The 17,117-nt window shown below is 71.6% G+C and carries 10 protein-coding genes and 2 pseudogenes; 8 read left to right on the top strand and 4 right to left on the bottom strand.

Going from position 1 to position 17,117, the window contains the following annotated elements:
* Nucleotides 1-220: 220 nt before the first annotated feature.
* The 3 genes and pseudogenes from ABZ622_RS26625 (at nucleotide 221) to ABZ622_RS26615 (ending at nucleotide 4,706) form a co-directional block, all read left to right on the top strand.
* Nucleotides 221-1,305, top strand: a pseudogene (locus tag ABZ622_RS26625) (IS630 family transposase).
* Nucleotides 1,306-2,336: 1,031 nt separating this feature from the next.
* On the top strand, nucleotides 2,337-3,191 hold the full coding sequence (locus ABZ622_RS26620) for an acetylxylan esterase (RefSeq protein WP_360547263.1): 855 nt from the start codon (nucleotides 2,337-2,339) through the stop codon (nucleotides 3,189-3,191).
* A 114-nt stretch (nucleotides 3,192-3,305) separates the two neighbouring features.
* A complete protein-coding gene (locus ABZ622_RS26615) occupies nucleotides 3,306-4,706 on the top strand; it encodes a carboxylesterase family protein (protein ID WP_360547261.1) in 1,401 nt (466 codons plus the stop codon).
* A 55-nt stretch (nucleotides 4,707-4,761) separates the two neighbouring features.
* Here the strand turns inward: ABZ622_RS26615 and ABZ622_RS26610 are convergent, their stop codons facing one another.
* Nucleotides 4,762-5,949 (bottom strand): helix-turn-helix domain-containing protein, encoded by a 1,188-nt coding sequence (locus tag ABZ622_RS26610; RefSeq protein WP_360547259.1) that lies wholly within the window; start codon nucleotides 5,947-5,949, stop codon nucleotides 4,762-4,764.
* Between the two features lie 148 nt (nucleotides 5,950-6,097).
* A pseudogene (locus ABZ622_RS26605) lies at nucleotides 6,098-6,368 on the bottom strand (hypothetical protein); the annotation flags it as partial.
* 70 nt (nucleotides 6,369-6,438) lie between these two features.
* On the opposite strand from ABZ622_RS26605, the gene ABZ622_RS26600 reads away from it, so the two are divergent.
* The 5 genes from ABZ622_RS26600 to ABZ622_RS26580 all read left to right on the top strand — a co-directional run bounded on the left by ABZ622_RS26600 (nucleotide 6,439) and on the right by ABZ622_RS26580 (nucleotide 15,770).
* Nucleotides 6,439-8,013: a TIGR02677 family protein gene (locus ABZ622_RS26600; protein ID WP_360547257.1), complete on the top strand. Its 1,575-nt coding sequence runs from the start codon at nucleotides 6,439-6,441 to the stop codon at nucleotides 8,011-8,013.
* Nucleotides 8,010-9,257 (top strand): TIGR02678 family protein, encoded by a 1,248-nt coding sequence (locus tag ABZ622_RS26595; protein WP_360547255.1) that lies wholly within the window; start codon nucleotides 8,010-8,012, stop codon nucleotides 9,255-9,257. The genes ABZ622_RS26600 and ABZ622_RS26595 overlap by 4 nt, the downstream gene beginning before the upstream one ends.
* Nucleotides 9,254-13,450, top strand: coding sequence for a TIGR02680 family protein (locus ABZ622_RS26590; RefSeq protein ID WP_360547253.1), 4,197 nt, complete (start codon nucleotides 9,254-9,256; stop codon nucleotides 13,448-13,450). Before ABZ622_RS26595 ends, ABZ622_RS26590 begins: the two co-directional genes overlap by 4 nt.
* Entirely contained in the window at nucleotides 13,441-14,697 is a 1,257-nt protein-coding gene (locus ABZ622_RS26585; protein WP_360547251.1) for a TIGR02679 family protein, read from the top strand. Before ABZ622_RS26590 ends, ABZ622_RS26585 begins: the two co-directional genes overlap by 10 nt.
* A gap of 419 nt (nucleotides 14,698-15,116) precedes the next feature.
* Nucleotides 15,117-15,770 carry a TIGR03086 family metal-binding protein gene (locus ABZ622_RS26580; RefSeq protein WP_360547249.1) on the top strand — a complete coding sequence of 218 codons (654 nt, stop codon included), beginning with the start codon at nucleotides 15,117-15,119 and terminating at the stop codon, nucleotides 15,768-15,770.
* A 5-nt stretch (nucleotides 15,771-15,775) separates the two neighbouring features.
* Here ABZ622_RS26580 and paaI read toward each other — a convergent pair whose 3' ends face one another.
* Entirely contained in the window at nucleotides 15,776-16,240 is a 465-nt protein-coding gene (gene paaI, locus ABZ622_RS26575) for a hydroxyphenylacetyl-CoA thioesterase PaaI (protein ID WP_360547247.1), read from the bottom strand.
* A 185-nt stretch (nucleotides 16,241-16,425) separates the two neighbouring features.
* Nucleotides 16,426-17,049 carry a DJ-1/PfpI family protein gene (locus ABZ622_RS26570; protein ID WP_360547245.1) on the bottom strand — a complete coding sequence of 208 codons (624 nt, stop codon included), beginning with the start codon at nucleotides 17,047-17,049 and terminating at the stop codon, nucleotides 16,426-16,428.
* Between the last annotated feature and the right edge of the window lie 68 nt (nucleotides 17,050-17,117).

Raw genomic sequence — 17,117 nt, 5'->3', positions numbered from 1 at the left:
CATCTGGACCAAGACCGCCGACGAGATCCTCAACTCCCTCGCCGACTACCTCGCCAAAGTCGGAACCGACAGCCAGAGAACAGGGTCAAACTAACAGAATTTCTGGCGCATCACACTAGTGACCTGGTCGTGAGTTTTTTCGGTACTGTGTGAGTCGCTCTGCGTACCAATTCGCGGGTTTGCCTGACGGCTGCTGGTCGGCCTCGGTCTGCTGTGGGTTGTGGGTGACAACAGGCTGGAGCCACTGGTCTTGAGCGAGGCCGAGCGGCAGGTACTGAGCGACTGGGTCAAGCGCCGGTCGACCGCGCAGGGTCTGGCCCTGCGGGCCAGGATCGTGCTGGCGTGTGCGGAGGTGGGCCGAATCTGGCGGTCGCCGCCCGGCTGGGCGTGAACCGGGGCACCGTCGCGAAGTGGCGGACCCGGTTCCTGCGCGACCGGCTCGACGGGATCGCGGACGAACCACGGCCCGGGGTCCCGCGGACCATCACCGATGCCCAGGTGGAAGAAGTGGTGGTCCGCACCTTGGAGGAAACTCCTCCGTGCGGGACGCATTGGTCCAAGCGGGAACTGGCCAGGGCTGTCGGCATCTCGCCCGCGAGCGTGCTGCGGATCTGGCACGCCTTCGGCCTCCAGCCGTGGCGGACCGAGACCTTCAAGATCTCCCCGGACCCGTTCCTGATCGACAAGATCCGTGACGTCGTCGGCCTGTATCTCGCTCCACCGGCGAACACCGTCGTCTTCGCAGTGGACGAGAATCCGCAGATCCAGGCCCTGGAGCGGACCGCGCGGTTCCTGCCGATGATCCCGGGAGCGCCCGAGCGGCGGAGTTTCGACTACGTCCGCGACGGCACCGTCGATCTGTTCGCAGCCCTGAACACCGCGACGGGCAAGGTAATCACCAAGCTGTCCGCACAGCACCGGGCCGTGGACTTCCGTGACTTCCTCGACGAGATCGACCGCCAGACCGACAAGGGCCTGGCGGTCCACGTCATCTGCGACAACCTCTCCGCCCACAAGGCGCCGGTGGTGCACAAGTGGCTGCTCGCACACCCCCGGTTTCAGCTGCACTTCGCCCCCACCTGCTCGTCGTGGATCAATCAGGTCGAGCGGTGGTTTGCCGAGGTGGAACGGCGCTGTCTCGAACGCGGAGTGTTCTGCTCCCTGGACGAGCTCAAGGCCGCACTCGAGAACTGGATCAAGGTCTGGAACGACCAAGCCCGGCCCGTCAAGTGGACCAAGACCGCCGACCAGATCCTTGACCGGATCTGCCGCTACTCCTCACACATCTCCGAACCAGATCACTAGTCGAGGAATTGCTGGGCAACACGGTTGCGCCATCCTCAACGGGCGGTCCGAAGTCCGACGGTGCCGAACGTCCGCAGACTGTCCGACGGGTTACGTACCTCCCGCTGGAGCCGAACGGCCACTTCGGAGGGAAACTCATCCGGCCCCAGAGCACCGTCAACCGGGCGCCCGCTCAGGCAGGCAGCCCGGGGGAGCGCACCATGGCACGACTGGTCATGACGCTCGTTTGACGCTCTGGGTGACAGATCGCGGTACTACGAGTCCAAAAATAGGCTCTGACCTGGCCTTTTCCGAATATCACTCGGCCCGACACCTTTCCGATGACGCATCATGTGGAGTGCGTGGCGGATTCTGGAGCCTGCCGCGAAGGGCGTCTGACCTGCTGTTCCCTCTGGTTCTTCAGGCTGCTGGACGGCCGCCGACCTGATTCCGAGTGTGTACGACGTGGATCGTGTCGGGGGCCGGGGAGAGGGGATTGACCTGCGGCTTCGTGAACGTCGTGCGAGACGGTGGACGCGTTGTCCCTACTCCGCGGGGCGCACGGGAACCTCTTGACGCTGGCTCAGACGGGGCGTCAGGCGAGTAGCCCTCTGGTCCCCATGGTTGGCTGCCGCCCATGCCGTCTTTCCTCTGGGCAGATGGTGTCAGCGGAAGAGATCGGCGGGCAGGAGTGACGGGCTGTTCGTCATTGACGCTGAAATGACGCTCGTGCGCTCATGTGACGCTCGGCCTGATGGGCGGCGTCACCAGATGACCGTGCAGGTCATGCGGGGCGGACGGTGCACGGGGCGTTCTCCGTTCTCGGCGTTCTCCTCTCGGGACCGGGCGGCGGGCTCTCTGCCGTAGCGGTGGAATCGAGCATGTCACCCTCACCGCGCTCAGGCCTCTCGGCATGTTGCACAAACTCCGATGTCGCTGCTTGCCGCGATTGCGCAGAGACGGGTCTCGAACTGTGCTTCAGGATGTGCGATCAGACAAGGCGTGAGCCGGATGAAACATCCAGTTCACCGTGACGACATCGGGAGTCCGCTGTGCTCTGGAGAAAACTGCTCGTCCCCCTGACCGCGCTCCTGCTCCTGCTGACGGCTTCTGCCGGCGCGGGAACGGCAGCGGCGTCCACCGGTTCCCCCGCCGGTGCCAGTGCCGAGGCGGCCGCGGCCGACTACGGCGCTCCCGGCCCCTACGCCACCGCGGTGGAGGTCGGGGCGGTGACCACCCTGTACTACCCGCGTGACATCGCGACCAGCGACCGCCGCCACCCCGTGATCGTGTGGGGGAACGGCACCTTCGCCTTCCCGGTCGTCTACCGCGAACTGTTGCTCCACTGGGCCAGTCAGGGCTTCATCGTCGCCGCCGCCAACACCCCGCAGTCCAACCTCGGCATCTCCATGCGCGCCGGGATCGACATGCTCACCCGTCGCAACGCCGACCAAAACAGTCCCTTCCACGACCGCGTCGACCTGGAGCACATCGGCGCGTCCGGTCACTCGCAGGGCGGCGCCGCCGCCATCGTCGTCGGCGCGGACCCGCGCATCGACACCATCCTGCCCATCCAGCCCGGGCCGCTCGCCGACATCGACAACGTACACGTGCCCGCGCTCCTCCTGGCCGGGCAGAAGGACAGCATCGTCTTCCCCTTCCTGGTCAAGGCCTTCTACAACGACGCCGACCACATACCGGCCATCTACGGGGAACTGCGCGGCGCCGATCACCTCACGGTCGTGGGCGACCCCGGCCCGTTCGCCGCGCCCACCACCGCCTGGTTCAAGGCGCACCTGATGGGGGACCAGACGGCGCGGGCACAGTTCTTCGGGGCCGACTGCGGGATCTGTACCGACAGCGGCACCTGGTCCGACGTCCGCCGCAACGGACTCGCAAGCCAGTGACCCGCTCCGGGAGAACCCTTCCGCCGTGACCGGCGGCCGTCCCGATCCACGCCGCCCGCCCCTGGCGCTCCCCCGGCCAGGGGCGGCCTCCCGTTCGCACATGGAAGGACCGCCATGGACCTCATCGCGACCACCGGGCAGGGCAAGGTCCGAGGCCGTTTCCACAACGGGATCGCCACCTTCCTCGGCATCCCCTACGCCGCCCCGCCCTTCGACGCCCACCGCTTCCGCGCTCCCGCCCCGGTCGAGCCCTGGGAAGGGGTACGAGACGTTCTGGAGTACGGGCCGACCGCCCCCAAACGCCCCTACCGCCCGCCCCTCGACCGGCTGATACCCGATCCGAGCATCGCCGGGGACGACTGTCTCAACCTCAACGTCTGGACCCCATCCGTCGGCGAGGGCCGGCTGCCCGTCATGGTCTGGATCCACGGGGGCTCCCTGCGTAACGGCTCGGCGAACCTGCCGCTCTACGACGGGGGCGCCTTCGCGCGCGACGGGGTGGTCCTCGTCTCCGTCAACTACCGGCTCGGCGTCGAGGGGTTCGGGGTCTTCCCCGACGCCCCCGTCAACCGGGGCCTCCTCGACCAGATCGCAGCCCTGATCTGGGTCCGCGACAACATCTCCGCCTTCGGCGGAGACCCGGCGAACGTCACCGTGTGCGGGGAGTCCGCCGGAGCGATCAGCATCGCGGCCCTCATGACCAGCCCCGGCGCGGCCGGGCTGTTCCACCGGGCGATCCTGCAGAGCGGCCCGCCGCACACGGTGTCGCGCCGCGAGGGCGCGAAGACCGTACGGTCGATGGCGAAGAGACTGCGGATCCCGGCCACCGCCGAGGCGTTTGCGGCGGTGGACCGAGACCTGCTGCTGGACACGCAGGCCGCCGTTGTCGACCGGTCCGACCCCATCGGCGGCGGTCCCGGCTTCCACATCGTGGTCGACGACGACGTGGTGCCCGCCGCCCCGCCCCTTCCCGAGGCCGACCTGTTGCTGGGCTGCAACCGGGAGGAGTACCGGCTGTGGTTCGTACCCGGCGGAACCGTGGACCGGATCAGTCGGCTCACCCTGCGGCTGGCACTGTTGAAGATCCGTGTCCCGCAACGCGTGGCACGCCTGTACCGAGCCACCCGGCCGCACGCCAAACCCGGTGAGATCCTGGGAGAGATGGCCACCGACCTGCTGCTGCGGGGGCCGCTCAACCGCCTCGCCGACTCCCGGCCCGCCCGCACCTTCGTCTACGAATTCTGCTGGCGCTCGCCCGTGATGGAACTCGGCGCGTGCCATGCGCTGGAAATCGGCTTTGTCTTCGACAACCTGCGCGCCGCCGAGGACCTGACCGGGCCCGGCGCGCCCCAGCCACTGGCCGACGCCATGCACCGGGCCTGGGTCGCCTTCGCCACTACCGGACAGCCGGGCTGGTCCGGCTGGAACGCGGACCGGCCCGTCATGGTCTTCGACCACCCCGCCGCCGGCCCGGTCCTCGCACCCCGGCACGAGGAACTCGGCGTCTGGCTCTGACAGATGACAGATGACAGATGGCAGGGCCCAAGCGCTCGCCGGCGCCGGCCGTGGTTCATCCGCCTTCCGCCGCTCCTGCGGATCCCAGCCCTCCGGTGACCCCTCGGCGATCCGCGGGCCCGGCCAGGTCCCTGGCGACGAGCGCCGCCTGGATCAGCCGCGCCTGCGCGGGAACCGCGAGGTCGAGGCCCGTCAGCGCGCTCACTCGCTGCAACCTGTAGTCCAGGGTGTTGCGGTGGACGCACAGCTCCCACGCCGTCTGGCGGCGGTTGAGCCCCCGCTCAACGAACACGCGCAGCGTCTCAAGCAGGTACGGATGCTCCTCCAGGGGGTCGAGTTTGGCCGCCAGCCGCACCAGGCCGTCCCCTGGGCGCGCGAGCTGGTGCTCCAGCAGCACGTCGTCGAGGCGGTAGCACCCGGGCGGGCGTCCCAGGCGCCGGACGAGATCCAGCACGCGGCCGGCCTCCTGCGCCGCCGAGGAGATGGCCGCCGGCACGGAGGAGCGGGCGGCGGCGGCGCGCACGGGCTGCCCCACGTCCTTCTCCAGCCGGGCCACCAGGCCCGGTACGTCGGAGCTGCCCGGCAACAAGGCGATCCGGGCGACGTGGTCCATCAGGACAGGGATCCCGGTGAAGGCGTCGAGCGAGGACTGCACCAGTCTGCTCGGCGGCTCGGACTCGAACGCGAAGGCAACCACCTCGTAGTCACCCACCACGGCCACCCGCGCCACGCCCGCCAGCTCCTCGTACGGCCGTCCTGCCAGCAGGGCGCCGAGCAGGGCCCGCCGTGCGCGCTTGTCCTCGCTGTGGAGGTCCTCCTGGGCGTTCTGGTGAGCGAGGACGACCGCGGGCAGCGCGGCGTGCAGGCAGCCGAGCAGCTTGCCGCCCGCCCCGGCCAGCTCACCGGGCTCCGCGACCTCGGTCAGCGTCTGCCACCACACCTCGGCGCCGATCAGGTACGCGGCGATCACCGCCTCCAGGGGGACACGCTCCTCGGCCCGGCGCGCCGACCACTCGATGAGCCGGGTCAGATCGCCCGGCCCCATCGGACCACCACCGCCGCCGCTGTCGCGCAGTGCCCTGAGCAACAGCGCGTGCACCGCCGCGATGGACCGCGCCACCTCGCCCTGGAGGGTGGCACGGGGCAGTGCCCCGTAGAACGGCGCCTCCGCCGCGCAGCGCGCGACCACGACGGCCGTGAGGCCACCGACCCGGGCGGCCATCCGGGCGTGCAGGTCCGACATCGGCGCATCGTCACACCGCCCCGGCCGTGCCGTCAATCGGAGCCCCGGGTCCGGCGGCGGCGCGGGCAGTGCGTCGGGCGTGTCCCCGAACGCTCCCGACCGCCCACTCGTCGACGAAAGAGCGGCGTTCGTCGGTCCGGATGGTCTTCATCGCCTCGGTCAGGGTCGGGGCGAGCGCGGTCAGGACGTCGATTGCTTCGCGTATGCAGCGGTAGACCGTCGCGATACCGATGCGGACCCGGCGGCGAGCTGCGCACAGGTATCGCCGCACCGCAGGTGAGCCGAGGCGAGAGCAGGGCCTGTCGGCCTGCGGGCAGACGCCGTTGGCGCGTCCCGATATCCGGCCGCCGGGCATGCAGCCGAGCGCTCAGGCATTGCGAGGCATCCGGCCGCGGGAGGCGGCCAAGGGCGCTCCGCATACCGGTGTTAACCAGCCAAGTGCTTTGGTGGCTGTCCGGGAACGCTGCCGCCGGGGCAGAATGGTGGGTGATGACCAGCACCACCGCTCCGGACCCTGGGCCGGACGGGTTCAGCCCCTTCGCCCACCTCACCGTGCAGAACACCGCCCTCTACCGTCAGGTGATGCGGTCGTTCGTCATGGCCAAGGAACACTTCGCCGTGCATCTGCGTCCCGAGGATGTGCACGCCGCACTGCCCGTGGAGGTGCGGCCCGGTGAGCTCGACGGAGTCGTCAAGGCACTGGAAAAGCTGGTCGGGTGGGGGAATCTGCGGGCCGACCCCGACACCGGGCGGGTCAGCGCCGTCGAGGACTTCTATCGCAAACGCTTCATCTACCAGCTGACCCGGGCCGGGGAGGCGGCCGAGGAAGCCCTTGCCGCCTATGACGAGGCGCTCGGGCGGCGGGGCGCCCTCCAGGCCATCGCACTGCACGACATCGTCACGCAGCTGCGGGCTCTGCTCGTGCTCACCGCCGACGAGCAGCCGGATCCCGGCAAGACCTACCTCGCGTTCGACGCGCTCGCCAGCCGGTTCGCCGCTCTCGCCGACAACGCGCGCGCGTTCATGGGCTCGTTGCAGCGCACCATCGATCTGCACGAGGTGGAGGAAGCGGTCTTCCTCGCGTACAAGGACCGCCTCATCCAGTATCTGGAGCGCTTCATCCAGGACCTGATCACCCTGGGCGGGCGCATCGCCCAGCTCATCCTGGAGCTGGAGGACTCGGGCAGGATCGAGGTCCTGCTCAAGGCCGCCGCCGGGCGGGAGGCCGCCGACGCCGCCCCCGAGGACGCGGAGCCTGCCGCTCAGAAGGCGTACGCCCACTGGGCAGGCCGCTGGGACGGGCTCGCGGCGTGGTTCCTCAGCCGGAACGGGCGCGAGTCGCAGGCCAGACTGCTGCGCGGCCGTGCGCTGGGAGCGATTCCGCAGATGCTGGCCGTCGTCCGTGTGCTGGGGGAGCGGCGGGCCGGGCGTTCCGACCGTTCCGCCGATTTCCGCACACTCGCCCGCTGGTTCGCCGAGGCCCCCGACGACGCGTCGCGGCACCGGCTGTGGCGGGCGGCCTTCGGGCTCCACCCCGCCCGGCACCTCACAGTCGACGCGGACACGTTGGCCGCGCGCCTGGCCGTCCCGGTGCCCGCCGCCACCCCTTGGGCCGCCGCGGAACCGCTGCGGATCAGCCCTCAGCTGCGCCGCACCGGAAGCTACGAGCGGCGGGGCAAGCCCCGCAAGGTCGAGGATCGCCAGGAACGGCGTCGCCACCTCGCCGAAGTGGCGGCCAAGCAGGCGGCCGAGACGGCCGCTGCCCGGGACCGGCTCGTCACCGACGGAGTGGTCAGGCTGTCCGAACTCGGCGAGCTCGACCCGGATTCCTTCGGATTCTTCCTCCAACTGCTCGGTGACGCACTGGCCACGTGGCGACCCGGGATGCGGCACACCGTGGCCACCAGCAACGACGGCTCGATGGAGATCAGGCTCAGCGCTCTGGCCGGCGGACCGGCGGCGGAGATCCGTACGCAGTCGGGGACCTTCCACGGGCCCGACCACCTCATCGAGATCGTCGACCTGACCGACGGCGACGGACCGGTGCACGGAGGAAGCGAATGACGACCACGCCACCGGCCGAAGTGCTCGACGGGCAGCACGCCGCTGAGCTCCGCAAGGCAGCCCGCGCCCTGCTGAAACATCCGCTCCTCCTCTCCCACGGCAAGCACGCGGGCGAGTTCCGGCTGGTGCGACGGCACGCCTCCGAACTCCGCGAATGGTTCGACCGCAACACCGGCTGGCCGCTCCACGTGGACGCCGAGACCGCCCGGTTGCGCAAGACCCCCGGCGTGCTCCACGACTCCACGCACCCCGCACGCGAGGCGACCCGCGCCGCCACCCCCTTCACCCGCCGCCGCTACGTCCTGCTCTGCCTGGCTCTGGCAGCCCTGGAGCGCGGTGAGTCGCAGATCGCTCTCGGCCGTCTCGCCGACCAGGTCGTCCTCGACGCCACCGATCCCGGGCTGGTCGCGGCGGGGATCCAGTTCACCCTGGACCGCCGCGACGAGCGCCTCGACCTCGCGGCCGTCGTGCGGCTCCTGCTCGGTCTCGGCGTGCTGCGCCGGGTCGCCGGAGACGAGGACGCGTACGTGAACGGGGCGGGCGACGTGCTGTACGACGTCGAACGCCGGGTGCTGGCGGGACTGCTCGCCACGCGCCACGGGCCCTCCACCGTGCAGGCCGAAGCCACCGCCGACCGGCTCGCACAGCTCGTCGCCGAAACCGCCCTCGACAGCGAGGAGCTCCGCTTCCGCGCGATGCGGCAGGCACTCACCCGCCGACTTCTGGACGACCCGGTGCTCTACTACGACGAGCTCAGCGACGCCGAACTCAGCTATCTCACCAGGCAGCGAGGCTTCCTCACGGCCCGGGTGGCCGAACTGACCGGCCTGGTGCCCGAGATCCGGGCGGAAGGCATCGCCATGGTCGACCCCGAGGACGACCTCACCGACGTACGGATGCCCGAGCAGGGCACCCACGGCCACATCACTCTGCTGCTCGCCGAGTACCTGGCCGGGGCGGGCCGGCCCGTCACCACCCACCAGCTCACCGAGCGGGTACGGGAACTCGCCCTCGTACACGGCACGTTCTGGTCCAAGGCCGCGCGGGAACCGGGCACGGAGGCCGAGCTGGTCGAGCAGGCCGTCGCCCGGCTCGCCGCCCTCGGCCTGGTCTCCCGGACCGCCGACGGGGCAGAGCCCCGCCCCGCGCTGGCCCGCTACGCGGTCGGCGAGCCCGTCGTCATCGAACCAGGCACACCCGGCAGCGCGCGCACGCCGGCACAGCGAAAGGCCGGTCCGGCGTGACCAATCCGCTTCCCGAGCCACTGCGTTCCCGCTGGCAGCCGCTGCGGATCGGGCTCGTCGACCTCTTCCACTACGACGTGGAGGAATTCCACTTCCGCGACGGGCGACTGCTGCTGCGAGGCAACAACGGCACCGGCAAGTCCAAGGTGCTCGCGCTCACGCTGCCGTTCCTGCTCGACGGGGACCTGAGCCCGCGACGGGTGGAACCGGACGGCGACCCCGGCAAGCGGATGGAATGGAACCTTCTCCTCGGCGGTGAGCACCCGCACACCGAGCGCCTCGGCTACACCTGGATCGAGTTCGGCCGACTCGACGCGACCAGCGGGGAGAGCCACTTCCGCACGCTGCTGTGCGGACTGAAGGCGGTGAGCGGACGCGGGATCGCCCGGCACTGGTACGCGGTCACCGGCCGACGCGTCCGGCACGGACCCGGCACACCCGGGGACGGGTTCTTCCGCCTCGTCGACGCCACTGGCACGGCCCTCTCGCGGGACCGCCTCGTCGAAGCCCTCGCCGGCGACGGCATGGTGTACGACCAGGCCAAGACCTACCGCAGAGCTGTGGACGAGGCCCTCTTCGGGCTCGGCGAGCAGCGGTACGGCGCCCTGGTAGACCTGCTCGTCCAACTGCGCCAGCCCCAACTGTCCAAGCGCCCCAACGAGGCGGCCCTTTCCCGCGCGCTCACCGAGGCCCTGCCACCGGTGGACCAGGCCGTGGTCGCCGACGTGGCCGAGGCGTTCCGCTCACTCGACGAGGAGAAGACCGAACTGGCGGCCGCCTCCGCCGCCGAGCGTGCCGCCGCCGGTTTCCTGGAGCACTACCGGCGCTACGCCCGCGTCGCCACCCGTCGCCGTGCCCGGCTGCCCCGCGCCGAGCACTCCCGCTACGAGCAACGCCAACGGGACCTCAGCGAGGCACAGACGCAGCAGGCCAGGGCCGAGGACGAGCGACAGGCGGCAGCCGAGCTCACCGTGATGCTGGAGGAAGAGGAGAACCGGCTCCGCGCTCAGGACGCGGCCCTGCGGGAAAGCCCCGAGATGCGCAGTGCCAGGAATCTTGAGCAGGCACACCACGAGGTGGAGCGCACGGCGCGTGCGGCCGAACGCGCGCGGAGCGACCAGGACCATGTGGTGCGGCTGCACCACAAGGGCCTGGAGCGGCTCGGTGCCGCCGAGAACCGGCTGCGGGCGGCTGAGCGGCACGCCCAGCACACCTGGCGGACGGCGGCCGAGGCCGCGGCCTCAGCCCGGGTCGTCCTGCCCGGGAGCGACTTGCTGGACGACGCGATCGCCGCGAGTGAACTGCGCGGCGCCGTCGAGGAGTCCGTGGAGCGGGGACGTCGTGCGCTCACCCATGTGACGGGCCTCGCGCGGGTTGCCGCCCGCGCCTCGGAGGAATGGCGCGCGCAGGTCGCCCGGCTGGACGAGGCCGATACCGACCGGTCCGCGGCCGGGACGGAGCTCGGCCTGGCCGAGGAGGACGTGGTGCGCGCCGGACGGGCATTGCTGGACGAGGTCCGCACCCGCGCCCGCGGCTGGACCGAACTCGCCTATGCGGATGAGCTCGGCCTGCTGGACGAACTCCAGGAATGGGTGGGCCGTCTCCATGGCCCCTACCCGGCACGGGCCGAGGCCGCGCGTGCCCACAGCGCCGCATCCGCGCGGCTGGCTGAGCAGGCTGCCACCGCCGACCGGCGCCGGGCCGAACTCACGGGGCAGGCCGGAGGGCTGCGGCAGGAACTGGCTGGGCTGGAGGCCGGCGGGCGGCGCCCGCCGCAGCCGCCGCGCACCCGCACCCCCGGTCTGCGCGAGCGGCTGACAGGCGCCCCGTTGTGGCGGCTGGTGGACTTCGAGGAGGGGCTCCCCGAGGAGGAACGCGCCGGTCTTGAGGCCGCCTTGGAGGCGTCCGGGATGCTCGACGCCTGGGTACTCCCCGACGGTGCGGTTCTCACCGCCGACAGCGACGAGGTGCTGCTCGCCCCGGCCGGGACTCCGGTGCGGGGCAAGTCGCTCGCGCACCTGCTGCGCCCGGCCGTGGACCAGGGGGACGCCGGGGCCGCCGCCGTGGGCGAAGACACCGTGGCCCGGCTGCTTGCCGCGATCGGCACCGGGCGGGAAGCCGGAGCGGTGGCTGGTGGGCAGGGTGGTACCGGCTGGGAAGCGGGGCCGGAGGGCGAAGCCGGAACCTGGGCCGCGGTAGACGGGCGCTTCCGGGTCGGCGCGCTGACCGGCCGATGGACCAAAACCACCGCCGAGTACATCGGTGAGGGCGCGCGGGAGGCCGCCAGGCGCTCCCGTATCGCCGTCATCCACGGCGAACTCGAAATTCTCCAGGGCGAGCTGGCGACCCTCGCGGATCTGGCCGGCACGCTGGTTGCCCGCCGCAGGGTGCTGGACGCGGAAGTCGCCGACGTACCGGACGAGACCGGCCTCACTCGTGCGCACGCGCGCGTCTCAGCCGCCACGGAGTCCCTGCGCCGCGCCGGTGAACGGCGCGAGGAGCGGGCCGCTGCCCTTCTGGAGGCGGCTGGGCGGAAGGAGTCGGCCGCGGCGGACCTCACCGGGACCGCTGAGGACCTGAGCATGCCGGCCGACGAGGAGGGGCTGACGGCGGTGCGCGACGCACACAGTGCCCTCGCCGCCGTACTGGCCGCTCTCTGGCCCGCGCTGCGCGAACGCGGGGAGGCCGGCGGACAGGTGGCGGACGAGCGTACCGAGGCCGGGCAGGCCGCCGGGCGGGCCGCGGAGTTCGCGGAGCGGACGAAGGAGGCGCGGAGCGAGGCAGCAGCGGCGGACGAACGCTTCAGCACCCTGCGTTCCACGGTCGGTGCCGCCGTCGACGAACTCCAGCGCATGCTGGCGCAGACCGCGGAGGCGTCGCGCACGTGCGAGAGCCGGCAGCGGGCCGCCCGTGTGCGCCATGCCGAGGCCGACCGGGCGGCGGGCAAGGCCGAAGGCCGGATCGAGCAGTTGCACGAAGGGCTCGGGGAGGCGGCCGAGGCACGTACGGAGGCCATTGCCGCACTTCAGCGGTTCACCGGTACCGGGCTGATGACGGTGGCGGTCCCCGACATCGAGATTCCCGCCGTGGACGACGGCGCGTGGGCCGCCACCCCCGCCATCGCGCTGGCCCGCGCCATCGACGCGGCACTGGCCGCCACCGACGACTCCGACAGTGCCTGGGAACGGGTCCAGCGCCGGCTCAGCGAGGAGTTCAAGACCCTCCAGGACACCCTGTCCCGGCACGGGCACCGAGCCTCCGCCCGGATGGTGGAGGACGGCATGGTCGTCGACATCACCTACCAGGGCCGCGAACGAGCCGTACCGGACCTGGCCGAGGCACTGGCTGTCGAGGTCGGCGAACTGGCCCGCATCCTGTCCGCGCGGGAGCGGGAGATCCTGGAGACCCATCTGGTCACTGAGGTCGCGGGGACGCTCCAGGACCTGATCGGTGCGGCCGAGCGGCAGGTGCGGGACATGAACGTCGAACTGGAGGAGCGGCCGACTTCCACCGGCATGCGGCTGAGGCTGGTGTGGCGGGCGTCCCGCAAGGCTCCCGCCGGGCTCGCCCCGGCCAGGGAGCGGCTGCGCCGTTCGGCCGACGTCTGGACCGCCGAGGACCGCGCGGCTGTGGGCGAGTTCCTTCAGGAGCAGATCGCCCGCCAGCACTCCGACGACGCCTCGGGCAGCTGGCTGGACCACCTCACCGCCGCACTCGACTACCGGACCTGGCACGAGTTCGGGGTCGAGCGGCACCAGCAGGGCCGCTGGGTCCCGGCCACGGGACCCGCTTCCGGCGGTGAGCGGGTACTGGCCGTGTCGGTGCCGTTGTTCGCCGCGGCGTCCTCCCACTACGCGAGCGCGGGCAGCCCGTACGCACCGCGCCTGGTCACCCTGGACGAGGCGTTCGCCGGGGTGGACGACGACTCCCGCGCCAAGTGCCTGGGCCTGCTGCACGCCTTCGACCTCGATGTCGTGATGACGAGCGAGCGCGAGTGGGCCTGCTACCCGCAGGTGCCCGGCATCGCCATCGCCCAGCTGTCGCGGATCGACGAGGTCGCGGCGGTGCTCGTCACCCGGTGGGAGTGGGACGGCACGCGAAGGCGGCGCGGCCCGGACCCGGTGGGGCACGCGCACACGATTCCCGCACCCCGGGCCGAGACGGCCGGTGCGTCGGAGCCGTTGTGGAACTGACCCCCGCGACAGCGGTGACGGTCGACGAGGTACGGCTGCGCAGACTCCTCGGAGCACCCGGACTCGGCTGGCTGGTCGACCGTGCGCGCCGACGGCTGGAGCGCGGGCGGCCACTCACCGGCCCGGTGTCGCTGAGCTCGCCCACGGCGGACCAACGGGAAGCGGCAGAAAGGCTGTTGGGGCGCGCTCCGGGCGGCGGGCGGTCCTTGTCCGTGCGCCTCGAAGCGGTGGACGAAGTACTGCGCCGCTCCGGCATCAGCCCGTCGGGGCTCGCCGCTGCCGTGGTGGCGCTCACCGGGCCGGTCACCCTCCTCGGCCAGGCGCGTGCCGAGGAGCAGCGGGCCTGGGCACAGGCGCACGCTCCGGTCGACGCCCTGGCGGACGAGGTCCCCGCCCTCCGGGACTGGGCCGACCGGCTGCGGAACGACGGGCTGGTACGGCGCCTCGCCGGTACCCCCACCGCTGCGGCCGGCCTGCTCGGCCGGACCGCCACGGTCATCCGGGCCCTGCCGGTGGAGCCACCGGTGTCGCTTCCCGCGTTCTCCTCCCGCCACCTCGGCAGTGCGCACGCCTTGGACGACGGCACCCCGCTCTGCACCCTCGCCCTGTCCGGTGTCCGCGCGCTGACCGGGGTGTGCGAGGGAAGCGGTGCGCAGGGGCGGCGCGAGGTGTGGGCATCGGTGGGGCTGCTGCGTGACGAGCTGTCCTCGACAGTGCTCGCCCTGAACCTGCGGGGCACTCCCGCCCTGGACTGGATGGCCGACGCGGGCGAGCCCGCCGTGCTGACTCTGCGGCAGCTGACCCGGTGCCCGCCTCGCTCCGCGCCGCCGACGGTCCGGATGTGCGAGAACCCGGCCGTGCTCGCCGCAGCCGCCGACACGTACGGCACGCGGTGCGCACCCCTGATCTGCCTCCAGGGGCAGCCGTCCGCCGCCGCTCTTGTCCTCCTGCGCCATCTCCACACGCACGGCGCCCACTTCCGCTACCACGGCGACTTCGACTGGGGAGGCCTGCGTATCGCCGCCGCCCTGCTGCGGAGGGTCCCGTGGAGCCCGTGGCGCTATACCGCCGCCGACTACCGTGCCGCGGTGCACACACTGCCCGCCGGTCCGCCCCTCACCGGGGTCCGGGCCGAAGCGCCGTGGGACCCCGGTCTGCCGGACGCGCTGGAGGAGGCAGGTGTGCGGGTGGAGGAGGAGGCGGTGCTGTCCGACCTGCTCGCCGACCTGCTGTCCGACCCCGGCTGACACAGGCCCCCTCTTACGGGTTCACGCCGACTGCCACCGACGCCACCTCGCCTCCGACGAGGGCAGCAGCCCCGGTTTCTGCTGGAGGTGGACAGCCTCGCGGCGGTGTACGGGCCGTTCAGTGCATCGTTCGTGGCCGGCGACGCCCATGCCGAACGGCCGTGGCTCCGCCCGGGCCCGCGCCCCGGGCGGCTCCTCGTCGCCTGCCGGCGGCCGCGCTTTCGGACAGATTCCAGGCCGATTTGCCCTGCGCCGGCCATCGGGCCCGTGCTCGGCGTGAGTGTGGGCGTGGACGTCCGGGACATTCGATGTGCTCGTGCGTCGCCATCCGTTCCACGACTACGACCCCATCACCATGCTGCCCGAGCCGAGCCGAGCCGACGCCGGTGGCGGGAGAACACACGGGAGACGAGCTGACCATGACCGACACCAGCACCAGAACCGACACCAGCGCCGACACCAACACGGACCTGTCGCAGGAGAAGGTCCAGGAGTTCGACCGCCGGGCCGTGCTGCGCAGCGCGGAGATCGTCGCGCAGGCCCGGGACGACCAGTGGGACGTTCCCACCCCGTGCGGCGACTGGTCCTTGCGGCGTCTCCTCGCCCATATGACCGCGCAGCACCTCGGCTTCGCCGCAGCAGCCGGGGGCGGACCGGTCGACGAGGCGGTCTGGCAGGAGACACCGCTCGACGATCCCCGCCGCGCGTACGCCGATTCCGTCGACCGGGTCCTCGACGCGTTCGCCGCCGACGGCGTGCTGGACCGCACGGTCGTCCTGCCGTGGATCCACCCGACGATGACCTTCGCCGCCCCGCGTGCGATCGGCTTCCATCTCGTGGACTACGTGGTGCACGGCTGGGACGTCGCGGCTTCGCTCGGCATCCCGTCGGCGTACGACGAGGACCTCGTCCTCGCCGCCGCCGAGGTGGCCCGCAAGGAGGTGCCCACCGGGCCCTCGCGGGAGCGCCCCGGCGCCTCGTTCCGCCCGGCGGTCGAACCGGTGCGCCCGGCGAGCGCCGAGGACCGCCTGCTCGCGTCGCTGGGCCGCGACCCCCGGTGGACGCCGAAGTGACGGACTCACTCACCGCTCTCGTCGGCCCGCCGTGGTGGCCGGCCTCCGAGAGTGTGGCTCTGGCCCCGGAACTCGGCGATCGTCACTCCGTCCGAACGCCGCACGGTCACGTCGTACACACCGCTGCGCCCGGACCGGCTGCGCTCCACCGCCTCCGCGACCAGGTCGTCGCCCACCTCGGCCGCGCGGAGGAAGGTGACTTGCGCCCCCTGGGCCACGGTCGCCGGGCCGTGTGTGTTGCAGGCGAAGGCGAAGGCCGCGTCGGCCAGCAGGAAGAGGAAGCCGCCGTGCCCGGTGCCGTGGCCGTTCACCATGGTGTCCGCGACCCGCATCCCCACGGTCGCCCGCCCCGGCCCGGCGTCCCGCAGGTCGATGCCGAGCAGTTCACAGGTGCGGTCCTTGGCGTACAGGTCCTCCGCGCGGCGGCGGGCCGCCGTCTCCAGGTCGTGCTCCCCGACGGTCCCCGTCATGACACAGCCCTCAATTCCCTTGAGCGATACCGGACTCAGAAGGCCTGATCCTTCCACCCGCGATCGGTCCTCTGCCAGGTGATCTGTCGGCTTGCGACGACGCCCGGGGGGTTCGGGCCGGCCGCGGGCGACCGGCCCGGCTGCCGGGGCGGCTTCCCGGCCGGTCACCGTCTGCGACTCGTCGTTCAGACGCGTGCCGGTGTGGCAGCGGGCAGGTAGGGGGTGATGTTGCGCCAGGCGCGCTCGACGTATTCCTCCTTCTCGCCGACCGGGGCGACATAGTGCAGCGCGCTTTCGGCGGCGTCGTTGTCCTTGAGGCGGGCGATGACCCAGGCGGCGAGGTAGTGCGAGGCCAGGCAGCCGCCCGCGGTCGCGATGTTGTCCTTGGCGTAGAAGGGCTGGTTGAGTACCTCGACTCCGGCGGCGACGACCCAGGGCTTGGTGATCAGGTCGGTGCAGGCGGGGATGTCGTTGAGCAGGCCGAGCTTGGCCAGCACGAGTGCGCCGGAGCACTGTGCCGCGATGAGCTGGCGCGAGGGGTCCAGACGACGCAGGACGTTCATGATCGCCGGGTCTTCGACGACCTCGCGGGTGGCCACGCCACTGCCGACGATGACGGCGTCAGCGGTGCACGCCTCCTCAAGAGTGGACATCTGCTCGATGACCACTCCGTTCATCGATGTCACCTTGGGGCTAGGGGTGGCGATGGTGACGCGCCAGTCGTCGGTCTTGATGCGGTTGAGCACACCGAGCGCGATCAGAGAGTCGAGCTCGTTGTAACCCTCGAAGGTGAGGATGGCGATGTGCACGGCGGCTGTCCTTCCCGGTGAGTGGGTCTTGACCGTAAAGCCCCACGAACAGGACAGTCGAAAAATTG

This window comes from Streptomyces sp. NPDC007164, from assembly GCF_040634135.1.
Classification (GTDB): domain Bacteria; phylum Actinomycetota; class Actinomycetes; order Streptomycetales; family Streptomycetaceae; genus Streptomyces; species Streptomyces sanglieri.
The sequence above is the reverse complement of the archived record's forward strand: the minus strand, read 5'-3'. Positions and strand labels throughout refer to the sequence as shown.

Coding starts and splice junctions, on each gene's coding strand:
- ABZ622_RS26580 (WP_360547249.1), top strand. CDS start 15,117: ATGACCGACACCAGCACCAGAACCGACACCAGCGCCGACACCAACACG.
- ABZ622_RS26610 (WP_360547259.1), bottom strand. CDS start 5,949: ATGTCGGACCTGCACGCCCGGATGGCCGCCCGGGTCGGTGGCCTCACG.
- ABZ622_RS26600 (WP_360547257.1), top strand. CDS start 6,439: ATGACCAGCACCACCGCTCCGGACCCTGGGCCGGACGGGTTCAGCCCC.
- ABZ622_RS26595 (WP_360547255.1), top strand. CDS start 8,010: ATGACGACCACGCCACCGGCCGAAGTGCTCGACGGGCAGCACGCCGCT.
- paaI (WP_360547247.1), bottom strand. CDS start 16,240: ATGACGGGGACCGTCGGGGAGCACGACCTGGAGACGGCGGCCCGCCGC.
- ABZ622_RS26615 (WP_360547261.1), top strand. CDS start 3,306: ATGGACCTCATCGCGACCACCGGGCAGGGCAAGGTCCGAGGCCGTTTC.